Consider the following 12,094-nt stretch of genomic DNA (forward strand, 5'->3'; position numbering starts at 1 on the left):
GATCATTCGACCGAATCGTCGATCACGAATCGATTGCGCCCGCCCTGCTTGGCGCGATAGAGACAGGCATCGGCGCGGTCGATCATGGCTTGCAGACTGTCGCCCAACGCCAGGGTCGCGCCCAGACTGATCGTGACCGACAGCGACAGATCCTCGTGCGCGATGGATGCTGATTCGACAGCGGCCCGCAGCCGCTCCAGGATCACGGCCAGATGTTCCTGATCGATCCCGGTCAGCAGGATACAGAACTCCTCACCGCCATAGCGCCCGAGCAGATCGGCCTGACGCACGCCGCAGGCCAGGAGGCTCGCCACCTGCTTGATGACCCGATCCCCGGCCAGATGGCCGTGGGTGTCGTTGACGCGCTTGAAATGGTCGATGTCGAGCATGACGGCCGCCAGCGCCAGTTGACGCCGCCGTGCCGCCGCATGGAGAGTCTCGCCGGCATTGAAGAAATGGCGACGGTTGTAGAGCCCGGTGAGATAGTCGCGCACCGAGGAGTCGCGGATGGCGCGCACCAGCTCGATCTGCTCGATGTTCTGGATGACGCGGCAATAGAACTCCTCGACCAGGAAGGGCTTGACGATGAAGTCGTTGGCGCCGTTCTTGAGCAGTCGCGCCGAGAGCGCCGAGGAGTTCTGCTCCGATAGCCCGATGATGGCCAGTTCCGAGCGCGGCTGACGCTGCCGTAGCGCACCGATGAGTGCGAGTCCGTCCATCTCCGGCATGTTGTAGTCGGTGATGACCAGGTCGACCCCCGGATCGGACTTCATGATCTCAAGGGCTGCACGCCCGTTCTCGGCCTGGAGCACCTGGAGACGATGCAGTTCGAGCAGCTTGGCCAGATAGGCGCGAAAGGAGTGCGAATCATCGACCACCAGCACCTTGATGTGCTGGTTGCGGTGAATGCGCCGCACCAGGGTCGCGACGTGATCGATTTCGTGCAGACTGCTCTTGAGCAGATAGTCGACCACCTCCTTGGCCAGCATACGCTCGCGAATCTCCTCGTCGTAGTGGGCCGTGAGCACGATCGCCGGGATGCCGTGTGCACGCACCAGATCGATCGCCTCGCCCTCGCGCGAGTCGGGCAGATTGAGATCGACCACGGCCGCGAAGAAGCGCTCCGGCTCTGTGGCCAGCAAAGCCCTGGCCTCGGCCAGCGAACCGGCGATCTCGGACTCGACGCCGGCCAGATCCTGGCAGCGCGCACGCAGCAACCGGCTGATCGCCTGACTGTCGTCGATCAGCAATAGACGCTCGCCCGCAACCGACGCTTCGACGTCGACCTCGGTTGAGCTGGGTATCGTGGGCATCACGTCGACATCACCTCGATCGTTGTCGGTTTCCTAGGGGCGCCGGGTGCTCGGCGCGGATGGTTGGGCCTGGCGGCTAGAGTCCGGTCGCCTCGGCCACGGCTTCCACGACACGCACCTGGGTGTCCCCATCCAGATAGGGGTGCATGGGCAGACTCATCACCCGACGGGCGACGGCGGCGCTGACCGGATAGTCCTCGCCCGGCAGACCGACATGGAACACCGGCTGCTCGTTGAGCGGGATCGGGTAATGGACGGCGGTCGGGATGCCCTGTTCGTTGAGCTTGGCGGCGACGGCGTCGCGATCCTCGACCTGAATGGTGTACTGGGCATAGACCGACAGGTTGTGCGGATGGACATGGGGCGTGAGCACGGGCGCGCCGCCGACATCCGTGCCGACCGCGCCGCGCGCCTGGAACAGTTCGGTATAGCGCGCACCGATCCGGGCGCGAGCCTCGACCTCCTCGGGGAAGATCGCCATCTTGGCGAGCAGGATGGCCGCCTGCAAGGTGTCCAGACGCGCGTTCAGCCCGAGACGCGGATGATGGTAGCGCCGGTCCTGGCCATGATTGCGGATCTCGCGCAGGGACTTGGCGAGCGCGTCGTCGTCGGTGAAGCAGGCGCCCGCGTCGCCATAGGCGCCGAGCGGCTTGGCCGGGAAGAAGGAGGTACAGCCGATGCGCGAGAGTGCGCAGGAGCGTCGTCCGTGATAGCTCGCACCGAAGCTCTGGGCCGCATCCTCGATCACCGGCAGGCGATGGCGCGCGGCGACGGCGGCGATGGCGTCCATGTCGGCGCACTGGCCATAGAGCGAGACCGGCATGATGGCGCGGGTGCGTCCGGTGATGGCCGCTTCGATCTTGCTCGGATCGATATTGTAGGTGACGGGGTCGATGTCGACGAACACCGGACGCGCGCCCAGGAGCGCGATCATCTCGCCGGTGGCGATGAAGGTGAAGGGCGTGGTGATGACCTCGTCGCCACGGCCGATCTCGAGTGCCATCATGGCCGCGAGCAGTGCATCCGTGCCGCTCGACAGGCCGATGCAGTGACGCACACCGACGAACTCAGCCAACCGTTCCTCGAGTTCCTGGACTTCAGGCCCCTGGATGAACAGGCCATGGTCGAGCACGGCTTCGATGCGGGCCTTCACATCGCGGTCGATGCGGGCGTACTGGGTCTTCAGGTCGATGAATTGCATGCGGGTCGCCTTGGCGAGTCTCTCGCCGTCTCTCTGGATAGGGTGTCCCAGACCGCTGCGGGCGTGTTGCATCGGTCGTCGGGGGCATGGAGAATCGTTCGTTCGATTATAGGGGCGCTGCCCAATGCAGGGGCCTATATTTCATCGCAACGTCGAGAAAACGCGGAGTCCGATCATGCCCGACCCCTTGCGCGCACTCATTGGATGTGGACTGCTGTTGGCGTCGACCGGGCTGGTCCGGGCCCAAAGCGAGACGCCCGAATCTTCCGCGCCATCCGCTCCGATCGAGGAGGAATCGAGTCCGGAGCCGGTTCCGGTTCCATTCGAGGGACTCGACTGGCATCTGACGACCTATCGAAGCGACTCCGGTCCGACCGCGGTCGAACCCCGCTCGCGCCCGACCGAGTTCAGGTTCGAGGCCGGCCGATTCTCAGGCAGTACCGGCTGCAACCGGGTTCAGGGCGGCTATGAGGTCGAGGGTACCGACTTCCGCTTCGGTGAGGGCCTGGCCGCGACCCGTATGGCCTGCCCCGAGCCGCTGATGAAGCAGGAAACGGCGATCTTCAAGGCCCTCCAAAGGGTGACAGGCTACCGCTATGTGCCGGATCGCCTGGAACTGACGGATGATCGGGACGAGACTGTGCTGAGCTTCACCCGGATCGGCGCACCGACGAGCGGAGCGGATGACATGCTGCAAGGACGTAACTGGGTGCTCGAAGCCTATGCCGATGCTCAGGGAACGCTGGTCGGCCCGATCCGGGGCACCACGATCGACCTGAGCTTCGACCCGCGCGGACGGATCAGCGGTTCGGACGGCTGCAATCGCTATCTGAGCGGCTTCACGCGCGCGAAGTCGTCGCTGTCGTTCGGGCCGATCGCGACCACGCGCATGGCCTGCCCCGCCACCGATGGCCGGGCGGAGCAGGCGCGGGCCTATGCCGGGTTGCTCGGGCGGGTCAGTGCCTATCGGATCGAGGACGGGCGTCTGCTCCTGCTGGATGCAAAGGGCACGACCCTGGCACGTCTGCGGGCCGCGCCTGCCGAGTGACACCCGCACCCTCGTATTCCTTCGCATCGGCTCGGGCGTCGAACCGAAACATCGCAGGACGTTCGGGTATACTCACACGTCCAAACCACGCTTTACGGATCGGGGCCGGTCATGCGCTGCTGGGCGAACAATCTCTTCATCCTCATCGTCGTCGTACTCGGCACGCTCGCCATGCTCGGCGCCTGTGGTCAGAAGGGCGACCTCTACCTGCCCGAACCGGCGTCCGAGTCCACCAGATCCAACGTGCCGCCGGGCACCGATGTCCCAACCCCGCTGCCGGTGCCGCCGGAGTCCGGGGTGAATGCCGACACCTCTCAACCCTAACACTCAGATTCCCCGACACGCATGGATCACTTCAACGACCGCGACGGACTCCTCCACGCCGAGGAGGTGCCGCTCACCGAGATCGCCGAGCGCTTCGGCACGCCCTGCTATGTCTATTCGCGCGCCACGATCGAACGCCACTGGCACGCCTTCGAACGCGCCTTTCGCGATCATCCGCACCTGATCTGCTTTTCGGTCAAGTCCAATTCCAACCTCGCGGTCCTGAACGTGCTCGCGCGGCTGGGGTCGGGCTTCGACATCGTCTCGGTCGGCGAGCTGGAACGGGTGCTGGCCGCCGGCGGCGATCCGGCCAGGGTCGTCTTCTCGGGCGTGGGCAAGCGTGCCGACGAGATCCGGCGCGCGCTGGAGGTCGGCATCCGCTGCTTCAACGTCGAGTCCGAGTCCGAGCTGACCCGGATCGACCGGATCGCCGGTGAACTCGGGGTTCGGGCGCCGGTGTCGCTGCGCGTCAACCCGGACGTCGATCCCCAGACCCACCACTACATCTCCACCGGCCTGAAGGAGAACAAGTTCGGCATCGACATCCAGGAGGCCGAGTCGATCTATGCGCTCGCCGCCGCGATGCCGAACCTGAAGGTCATTGGGATCGACTATCACATCGGCTCGCAACTGACGGATCTGGCGCCCTTCATCGACGCGCTCGGACGGGTGCTGGCGCTGGCCGACCGGCTGTGCGCTTCGGGGATCGCCATCGAGCATCTGGATCTGGGCGGCGGACTCGGCATCCGCTATCGTGAGGAGCATCCGCCGGAACCGGCCGCCTATGCCGCCGCCATGAGCCATCTGCTGTCCGATCGCCCCTATGAAGTGATCCTGGAACCGGGACGTGCCATCGTCGGCAACGCCGGTGTGCTGCTGACGCGGGTCGAGTATCTCAAGCACGGGTCGCACAAGCATTTCGCCATCCTCGACGCGGCCATGAACGACCTGATGCGGCCCGCGCTCTATCAGGCCGGTCACGAGATCGTGCGCGTGGTCCGGGAGACCGACGCCGATCCGAGCCGTTACGATCTGGTCGGCCCGGTGTGCGAGACGGCGGACTTCCTCGGCAAGGACCGTACCCTGGCGCTGGAGGAAGGCGATCTGGTCGCGGTGCGCGGGGCCGGGGCCTATGGCTTCACCATGAGTTCCAACTACAACAGCCGTCCGCGCACCGCCGAGGTCATGGTCGACGGCGACCGCGTCTATCTGGTGCGCGAGCGCGAGCAGGTCGCGGATCTCTACGCGGGAGAACATCTGTTGCCGTCCGAGACACTGACCGCCGCCGCATGAAACGTCGTCCCGAACCCGAATTGATGGATGGCGAGGCCCAGGCGCTCGCCTATGCCCAGGCCGATTTCAACGCCTCCAACAGGCTCTTCATCGAGCTGTTGCGCCGACTGGTGCCCGGATCGCTCGCCGGGGCCACGGCGCTCGATCTCGGGTGCGGGCCGGCGGACATCGTGATCCGCTTTCTGCGTGCCTATCCGGGCGCGACCTGTGATGCGCTCGACGGATCGCGCCCGATGCTGGATCTGGCCCGGTGTGCGCTCGACGCCCGGCCTGAGATCGCCGCGCGCGCCCGACTGCTGCATGACGTCATCCCGTCCGAACAGCTAGAACGTGGGCACTATGATCTGGTGATCTCCAACAGCCTGCTGCATCACCTGCCCGACCCGGCCGTGTTGTGGCGGACGCTGCGTGAGACGGCCAAGCCCGGCGCGCCCGTGCTGGTCATGGATCTGATGCGCCCGGCCTCGCCCGGCTGGGTCGAGGCGCTGGTCGAGAGTTATGCCGCCGACGAGTCCGAGATCCTGCGCACCGATTTCCGCAACTCGCTCTATGCCGCCTTCGAGCCGGCCGAGGTGAGCGCGCAGCTCGCCGCCGCCGGTCTGGAGACGCTGGAGGTCGCGGTGGTCAGCGATCGGCATCTCGCCGTCATGGGGCATCTGCCGGCATGAGACTGCGCTTCACCAAGATGCAGGGACTGGGTAACGACTTCGTCGTCTTCGACGGCGTGCGCCAGCGGGTCGACCCGGATGCGGAGTTCGCGCGACGTCTGGCCGATCGGCGTTTCGGCGTCGGCTGCGATCAGATCCTGCTGGTCGAGCCGCCGCGTCTGCCCGAGACCGATTTCCACTACCGCATCTTCAACGCCGACGGCTCCGAGGTCGAACAGTGCGGCAATGGCGCGCGCTGTTTCGCCCGCTTCGTCCGCGATCAGGGTCTGACCGACAAGGACGAGATCCCGGTCGGCACGGCGGCCGGCGCGATTCGGCTCTATTTGGAGCCGGATGGCCAGGTTCGGGTCGACATGGGCGCGCCCGAGTTCAGGCCGGCGCGCATCCCCTTCACGGTCGAGACCGAAACCGAGACGCCGGACGCGACCTATCCGCTGGAGGCTGGAGGCCGGAAGCTGACCATCGGCGTACTCTCCATGGGCAATCCGCACGCCGTCCTGATCGTCGACGACGTCGACTCGGCGCCGGTCGCCACGCTCGGCCCGCTGATCGAGCATCATCCGGACTTCCCGCGCCGGGTGAACGTCGGTTTCATGCAGATACTCGGACCGAACGCGATCCGGCTGCGCGTGCACGAGCGCGGCGCGGGCGAGACGCTCGCCTGCGGCACCGGCGCCTGTGCCGCCGTGGTCAGCGGACGCCGGCGCGGACGGCTCGATGAGCGGGTGCGGGTCGCGCTGCCCGGCGGCGAACTGGTGATCGAATGGCGCGGTCCTGGGCATCCTGTCTGGATGACGGGGCCGGCCGTCAATGTCTTCGAGGGCGAGATCGAACGATGAGGGAACCTGCATGATGCATCAGGCCGAACACAGCCGGGACGAGGCGTTCGACCAGGAACGACAGGTCGTCGACTATCTCATCGCCCATCCGGACTTCCTCGCCCGTCACCCCGAGGTGCTGAGCATCATCGAGGTGCCGCACGGCATCCGGGGCGCGGTGTCGCTGATCGAGTATCAGGTTCGCGTCCTGCGCCGCCAGCTCGCGATCGAGCGCAACCGGCTCGTCCATCTCATCGCGCGTGCGCGCCGGAACGAAGCCCTGGCGATCCGTCTGCATGGTCTGTTCCTGCAACTGATGACGGTCGATGACCCCGAGCATCTCTGTCGCCTGCTACGCGAGACCCTGCTGCGCGAGTTCCACGCCGAGGCACTGGCGTTCAAGCTTTTCTCGCTTGCGACCCTCGAAAGCCGGCCGCACGATCCACTGGTCAACGCCTTTGCCGACTTCATAGACCGTCGCAACGCACTCTGCGGTCCGTTGAGTCCCGAACGCGCGCTCGCCCTCTTCGGCGACGGCGGCGCGGGTATCCACTCGGCCGCCATCATCCCGATCCAGGCCGACGGCCAGTCCGGCATCATCGCCATCGGCAGCTCGGATGCCACCCGCTTCAGCCCCGAGATGGGCACCGACTTCCTGAACCGGCTCGGCGAGGTCATCAGCCGGAAGCTCAGGACGGTGCGTCTCGGCGACTGCGCACCGCACTGATCCGCCGCCGACCATGCCCACACGCCCGGACGAACCGACCGCGCAAACCGCGATCGATACGACTCGGATCGAGCGTTTCATCGCGCATCTGGCGCACGAGCGACGGCTGTCCGAGCATACGGTCCGCGCCTATCGGCACGATCTGACCCAGATCGCCGCCTGGCTCGCCGCTCAGGGCGAGCGGGACGCGGGGTCGATCGAGCGGCTCGACGAGGCCGGCATCCGACGCTATACCGCCTGGCGCCATCGTCAGGGCGTCTCGGGCAAGACGCTCCAGCGCGAACTCTCCAGCCTGCGCGGGTTCTATCGCTGGCTGTTGCGCGAGAATCAGGCCGTGGCCAATCCGGCCGTCGGCCTCCGCGCGCCCAAGAGTCCGCGCAAGCTTCCGCACACCTTCGACGCCGATCAGCTCGGTGCCCTGCTCGATCCGGTGGACGAAGATCCGCTCATGATCCGCGACACGGCCATGGTCGAACTGTTCTATTCCTCGGGTCTGCGTCTGGCCGAGTTGGTGAGCATAAATCTGGGCGACATCGACATGCGCGACGGCGAGCTGGGCGTGATCGGCAAGGGGTCGAAGAGCCGGCGGGTTCCGGTCGGTCGGAAGGCACGCGAGGCGATCGAACGCTGGCTGGCGGTGCGTCCGGCGCTGGCCGATCGCGACGAGCGGGCGCTGTTCGTCAGTCTGCGCGGCGGGCGCATCCATCCGCGCACGGTCGAGAAGCGGCTGGAACGCTGGGCGGTCGAACGGGGCGCCAGTCAACATCTGCACCCGCATCTGCTCAGACACAGCTTCGCGACCCATCTGCTGGAATCCTCCGGCGACCTGCGCGCCGTGCAGGAACTACTCGGCCATGCCGACATCGGCACGACCCAGATCTATACCCATCTCGACTTCCAGCATCTGGCTCAGGTCTATGATCAGGCGCATCCGCGCGCGCGCCGGAAGTCATCGAAACCGGACGAGCGGACCTGATCGAAGCGACGAATCCACCATGCTCCTGTCACCCAAATACCGCTTCCTGTTCGTCCACATCGCCAAGACCGGCGGCACCAGCGTGCGCGCCGCACTCGAAGGGCTACGCTGGCGCGATCCCTGGTACTACCCGATGTTCCTGTGCAGCCGCTTCAGCCATCTGAGCGGACACCGGATCGCCGCCAAGCTGCCGCGTCACGCCAAGGTGGTCGCGGCCAAGGAGCTACTGCCTAAAGAGTATTTCGACAGCCTGTTCAAGTTCGCCTTCGTGCGCAATCCCTGGGATCTCCAGGTCAGCTCTTTCCATCACATCCGGCGCGAACGGCCGCAGTATCTCGGCGGACACGAGACCTTCGAGGATTTTCTGCGCTGGAAGCTCGATCCGGAGCGGCCCTATCAGTATCACATCGATACCTCGATCACGCTCCAGACCGACTATCTGATCGATCTCGGCGGCACGATCGTCGTCGACTTCATCGGGCGCTACGAGCGGTTGCATGATGACTTCGCGACCGTCTGCGAGCGCATCGGCATCCGCACTCCCGCCCTACCCCACGAACGTCAGGCTCGGGATCGGAAGCGCGACTACCGCAGCTATTACGACGACGAAACCGCCGAGCTGGTCGCGCGCCGGTTCGCGCGCGACATCCGGATGCTCGACTACCGCTTCGATCCCGTCGATCCCTGAGATCAGGGACTGGGCACCAGATCGCGATAGGCATGCCAACTGGCGTGCCCCACGAGCGGGATGGCGATGAAGAGTCCCAGATAGAAGGTCGCCAGCCCCGCGCCCACGATCAGCACGATCAACCCGGCCCAGAGCAGCATGGGGCCGGGATTTTGCGTCACGGCGCGCACGCTGGTGCGCATAGCGGTCAGGGCGTCGACGTGCCGGTCGGTGAGCAAGGGCACGGTGATGGCCATGATGCCGAAGACGACGGCCGCAAAGCCGGCGCCGATGACGGTGATGGTCGCCAGCAGGAGCAGGTGATCCCCCGAGAAGAACACGACCGGCAGGAAGTTGTCGAGCGTCGGGAAGGGATCATTGAACAGCAACGCGATCGACACCAGCGAGACCACCAGCCAGGCTTGCAGGGTCACGAACAGAAAGGCCGAGACCATCCCCAACTGCCCCTGATTACGCTTGAACGCCTCCAGCGCCTGACAGGACTCCAGCGACTCGCCGCGCTCCAGATGGGCGCTCATCTGATAGAGCCCGATCGACAGCATCGGCGCCATCAGAAAGAACCCGGCGATCAGGAAGGGCACCAGAAAGGTCAGCTCGCCGACGATCATCAGCGTGGTGATCAGCAGGCTGAGCAGCACGATCCCGGTGCCGTAGGTCAGGCTGTAACCGGGTGCGGCACGCACATCGGACCAGCCCTTGCGCAGCCATTCCCAAGGATGGCTGAAATCGATGGTCGAGACGTTCAGACCCGCTTGGCCGTCGAATCGATCGGCCGTCATGACGTGTGGCATCGGCAGGCTCCTCCAGAGTGTTCTAATCGTTATGGAACGCGCCCGAACACAATACATATCATTAAAAGCCTGGGACAGGCGCGTCGTTCTCTGGTGGGGACGACTTGGACGGAGTTCAACGCTCGACCGCAGAAAACCGGGAGCGATCGATTCCGAGCCGCGATACTCGATCGCCGGCAGGGTGCTGTCGTCGAACTGGGGCGTCTCGCCGGCGCAGGACTGGACACGGCTCAGCAGACTCCGGATCAGGTCCGCAAGATCCTGTCGGGGCGCGGACGCGAGTGTGTCGAGCAGACGCGCCTCCGAATCTGGATGTCGCGCGCGATCGTCAGCTCGCTCTCGATATGCTCCTTGACCGCCGTCGTCGTCCTGAGCCGCTCGATGTGCCGGCGCAGTGCCGTGCGCATGGCCGCGAAGGCCCCGGTCAGCGTGCCGACCTCGTCGCGCCGCCTCACCTCGGGCAAGGGGGCGTCGAAATCGCCCTTGGCGATGTGGTCGGTCGAGTCGGCGAGCGCGCACAGCGGGCGGCTGATGGAGCGCGCGATCAGCCATACGATCAGCAGTGAGGCCGACAGACCCAGGCCGGCGACGATCGCGGCATTGCCGGTCGGAGATGATTGATGTCGTCGAACAGCTCGTCCTCGGGCTGTGAGAAGGTCGCGATCAGTTGGGTGTTGCCGGCCCCCAGCTCGTACCCAGGCCGGTACCGAGAATGATGGTCACGCACAGCATCACCGAAAGCACCAGCCATGCTCCGATTCCAGAGAGACGCGCCATCATTGGACTCCGAGACGTTCGATATCGGCCGGCATGGTGTCGATCATCTCCAGACGCTGCAAGGCTTCGCCGACCCGCTCGACATCCTCGGGGTGCAGTCGCCAATCCCAGCCCTGTTCGCCCGGCTCACCCATGGCTGCACGGATCTGTTCCAGCATCCAGCGCTGATGGATGCGATTGGCCGGTACATGCGCCGCGCGCTGGTGCTGGAGCACGAGATCGAGTGCGCCCTCCGGGTCGGCGAAGGCCTGCTCCCAACCGCGCCGGGTGACGGCCACGAAGGCGGCGATCGCGGCGGATTTTTCGCGTTGTGTCTGTTCCAGCACATAGTCAGCGCTTCGGGCTCCAGACCGGCATCGATCAGCAGGTGATGCTCGTTGTACGGCATCCCCGACATCGCCTCGACCCCGCCGCGCAGGAAGAGATTGACCGTCTGCGACTGCGGCACGCGCTTGACCTTTAGCCTCTGGGTGTGCAGCAGGGCCTCGACCGGCCGGGACGGATCGCCCATCCTCCAGACCCCGACGCCGTCGCCCATCGAGATCGGACAGACGGTGCACATTCGAGCCGGAGCGCGCGATCAGCAGGCTCAGCGCCGCCAGGCTCCAGGATCGCGCCGAGCGCCCAAGCCGACCGGACAGCAGGCGCCACCCAAACCGTCGCTCAACCACGTGCGGCATCCGGGGTACGCTCATCCTCGTCCGCGGGCTGGCACATGATCAGCGAGACCAGATTGCGTCCCTGCTCGCGCCGACAGCTCAGTTCAGTCACCATCTGGCGCACCAGGAACCAGCCCAGACCGCCGACGGTGCGCTGCTCCAGGGTTGCGGCCAGATCCGGCTCCGGCAGGTCGGTTGGGTCGAACGGCTGTCCGTCGTCGAGCACATCGAGCACGAATCGCTCGGCATCCGGCAAGATCCGCAGCTCGATCTCGCCCGGCTGACCCGGCGGATAGGCATAGTGACAGACATTGACGAACACCTCTTCGAGCGCCAGTGCGAGCCGTCCGCCGAGACGCGGATCGAGTCCGGCCTGCTCGATCCAGGACTTCAGGAACGCCTGGGCTTCGGGCAGTTGCTCGACGGTTGCCGGCAGACGCTGGGTCACGGCGTTCATGGGGCCTGCACCAAGGCCATCGCCTCGGGCAACGAGTCGCACACCTTGAACAGTGACGGCAGGCCCGTCATCTCGAAGACCTCGCGCACACTGGGCTGAAGATTGGCGTAGACCAGTGCTCCGCCTTGAGCCATCAGCGGCTTGCTCGTGTTCAGTAGGGCGCGCAGACCGGCGCTGCTGATATAGACCAATGGACCGAAATCCAGAACCAGCCGCCGCGCACCCTCGGCGACGAGACGATTGACTCCCTGCTCGTAGTCGGCGCCACTCAGCGCATCGAGCTGGCCAGAAACTTTCAGGACGTGGATACCGTCCTGGAGTGTGATTTCGATCTCCATCGTGTAAAGCCCCTTT

General features: G+C 65.6%; 15 protein-coding genes. 8 read left to right on the forward strand and 7 right to left on the reverse strand.

Annotation, left to right across the window (positions count from 1 at the left end; genetic code table 11):
• Positions 1-2: 2 nt before the first annotated feature.
• Both Atep_RS10385 and Atep_RS10390 read right to left on the reverse strand, forming a co-directional pair.
• On the reverse strand, positions 3-1,313 hold the full coding sequence (locus Atep_RS10385; protein WP_213378462.1) for a diguanylate cyclase: 1,311 nt from the start codon (positions 1,311-1,313) through the stop codon (positions 3-5).
• Positions 1,314-1,389: 76 nt separating this feature from the next.
• Positions 1,390-2,514, reverse strand: coding sequence for a DegT/DnrJ/EryC1/StrS family aminotransferase (locus tag Atep_RS10390; protein ID WP_213378463.1), 1,125 nt, complete (start codon positions 2,512-2,514; stop codon positions 1,390-1,392).
• A 175-nt stretch (positions 2,515-2,689) separates the two neighbouring features.
• Here Atep_RS10390 and Atep_RS10395 point away from each other — a divergent pair, with 175 nt between their 5' ends.
• From Atep_RS10395 to Atep_RS10430, 8 genes are all read left to right on the forward strand, one after another.
• Positions 2,690-3,562, forward strand: coding sequence for an META domain-containing protein (locus tag Atep_RS10395; protein WP_213378464.1), 873 nt, complete (start codon positions 2,690-2,692; stop codon positions 3,560-3,562).
• A gap of 111 nt (positions 3,563-3,673) precedes the next feature.
• Complete coding sequence (gene lptM, locus Atep_RS10400; protein WP_213378465.1) at positions 3,674-3,886, forward strand: LPS translocon maturation chaperone LptM; 213 nt, start codon at positions 3,674-3,676, stop codon at positions 3,884-3,886.
• 21 nt (positions 3,887-3,907) lie between these two features.
• Positions 3,908-5,179, forward strand: coding sequence for a diaminopimelate decarboxylase (gene lysA / locus Atep_RS10405; RefSeq protein ID WP_213378466.1), 1,272 nt, complete (start codon positions 3,908-3,910; stop codon positions 5,177-5,179).
• Entirely contained in the window at positions 5,176-5,847 is a 672-nt protein-coding gene (locus tag Atep_RS10410) for a class I SAM-dependent methyltransferase (RefSeq protein WP_213378467.1), read from the forward strand. The genes lysA and Atep_RS10410 overlap by 4 nt, the downstream gene beginning before the upstream one ends.
• Complete coding sequence (gene dapF, locus Atep_RS10415; protein ID WP_213378468.1) at positions 5,844-6,686, forward strand: diaminopimelate epimerase; 843 nt, start codon at positions 5,844-5,846, stop codon at positions 6,684-6,686. The genes Atep_RS10410 and dapF overlap by 4 nt, the downstream gene beginning before the upstream one ends.
• 10 nt (positions 6,687-6,696) lie before the next feature.
• A complete protein-coding gene (locus Atep_RS10420) occupies positions 6,697-7,392 on the forward strand; it encodes a DUF484 family protein (protein WP_236786125.1) in 696 nt (231 codons plus the stop codon).
• 13 nt (positions 7,393-7,405) lie between these two features.
• Positions 7,406-8,368 (forward strand): tyrosine recombinase XerC, encoded by a 963-nt coding sequence (gene xerC, locus Atep_RS10425; protein WP_213378469.1) that lies wholly within the window; start codon positions 7,406-7,408, stop codon positions 8,366-8,368.
• Positions 8,369-8,387: 19 nt separating this feature from the next.
• Positions 8,388-9,056, forward strand: coding sequence for a sulfotransferase family 2 domain-containing protein (locus Atep_RS10430; RefSeq protein ID WP_213378470.1), 669 nt, complete (start codon positions 8,388-8,390; stop codon positions 9,054-9,056).
• Positions 9,057-9,058: 2 nt separating this feature from the next.
• Here the strand turns inward: Atep_RS10430 and Atep_RS10435 are convergent, their stop codons facing one another.
• The 5 genes from Atep_RS10435 to Atep_RS10455 form a co-directional block, all read right to left on the reverse strand.
• The gene (locus tag Atep_RS10435; protein ID WP_213378471.1) at positions 9,059-9,847 is read right to left on the reverse strand and encodes a DUF2189 domain-containing protein; all 789 of its coding nucleotides are present in this window, start codon (positions 9,845-9,847) and stop codon (positions 9,059-9,061) included.
• Between the two features lie 245 nt (positions 9,848-10,092).
• Positions 10,093-10,440, reverse strand: a complete 348-nt coding sequence (locus Atep_RS10440; protein WP_213381554.1) for a HAMP domain-containing protein — start codon at positions 10,438-10,440, stop codon at positions 10,093-10,095.
• A gap of 183 nt (positions 10,441-10,623) precedes the next feature.
• The gene (locus Atep_RS10445; RefSeq protein ID WP_213378472.1) at positions 10,624-10,950 is read right to left on the reverse strand and encodes a hypothetical protein; all 327 of its coding nucleotides are present in this window, start codon (positions 10,948-10,950) and stop codon (positions 10,624-10,626) included.
• 337 nt (positions 10,951-11,287) lie between these two features.
• Positions 11,288-11,740 carry an ATP-binding protein gene (locus Atep_RS10450; protein ID WP_213378473.1) on the reverse strand — a complete coding sequence of 151 codons (453 nt, stop codon included), beginning with the start codon at positions 11,738-11,740 and terminating at the stop codon, positions 11,288-11,290.
• Positions 11,737-12,078, reverse strand: a complete 342-nt coding sequence (locus Atep_RS10455; protein WP_213378474.1) for an STAS domain-containing protein — start codon at positions 12,076-12,078, stop codon at positions 11,737-11,739. The genes Atep_RS10450 and Atep_RS10455 overlap by 4 nt, the downstream gene beginning before the upstream one ends.
• Between the last annotated feature and the right edge of the window lie 16 nt (positions 12,079-12,094).

The sequence above is a fragment of the Allochromatium tepidum genome, from assembly GCF_018409545.1.
Lineage (GTDB): Bacteria > Pseudomonadota > Gammaproteobacteria > Chromatiales > Chromatiaceae > Thermochromatium > Thermochromatium tepidum_A.

What these genes read in the sequence shown, in the direction of transcription:
- xerC (WP_213378469.1), top strand. Translation starts at nt 7,406, where the DNA reads ATGCCCACACGCCCGGACGAACCGACCGCGCAAACCGCGATCGATACG.
- dapF (WP_213378468.1), top strand. Translation starts at nt 5,844, where the DNA reads ATGAGACTGCGCTTCACCAAGATGCAGGGACTGGGTAACGACTTCGTC.
- Atep_RS10450 (WP_213378473.1), bottom strand. Translation starts at nt 11,740, where the DNA reads ATGAACGCCGTGACCCAGCGTCTGCCGGCAACCGTCGAGCAACTGCCC.
- Atep_RS10385 (WP_213378462.1), bottom strand. Translation starts at nt 1,313, where the DNA reads ATGCCCACGATACCCAGCTCAACCGAGGTCGACGTCGAAGCGTCGGTT.
- lysA (WP_213378466.1), top strand. Translation starts at nt 3,908, where the DNA reads ATGGATCACTTCAACGACCGCGACGGACTCCTCCACGCCGAGGAGGTG.
- Atep_RS10390 (WP_213378463.1), bottom strand. Translation starts at nt 2,514, where the DNA reads ATGCAATTCATCGACCTGAAGACCCAGTACGCCCGCATCGACCGCGAT.
- Atep_RS10435 (WP_213378471.1), bottom strand. Translation starts at nt 9,847, where the DNA reads ATGCCACACGTCATGACGGCCGATCGATTCGACGGCCAAGCGGGTCTG.
- Atep_RS10410 (WP_213378467.1), top strand. Translation starts at nt 5,176, where the DNA reads ATGAAACGTCGTCCCGAACCCGAATTGATGGATGGCGAGGCCCAGGCG.
- Atep_RS10430 (WP_213378470.1), top strand. Translation starts at nt 8,388, where the DNA reads ATGCTCCTGTCACCCAAATACCGCTTCCTGTTCGTCCACATCGCCAAG.
- Atep_RS10420 (WP_236786125.1), top strand. Translation starts at nt 6,697, where the DNA reads ATGATGCATCAGGCCGAACACAGCCGGGACGAGGCGTTCGACCAGGAA.
- Atep_RS10455 (WP_213378474.1), bottom strand. Translation starts at nt 12,078, where the DNA reads ATGGAGATCGAAATCACACTCCAGGACGGTATCCACGTCCTGAAAGTT.
- lptM (WP_213378465.1), top strand. Translation starts at nt 3,674, where the DNA reads ATGCGCTGCTGGGCGAACAATCTCTTCATCCTCATCGTCGTCGTACTC.
- Atep_RS10395 (WP_213378464.1), top strand. Translation starts at nt 2,690, where the DNA reads ATGCCCGACCCCTTGCGCGCACTCATTGGATGTGGACTGCTGTTGGCG.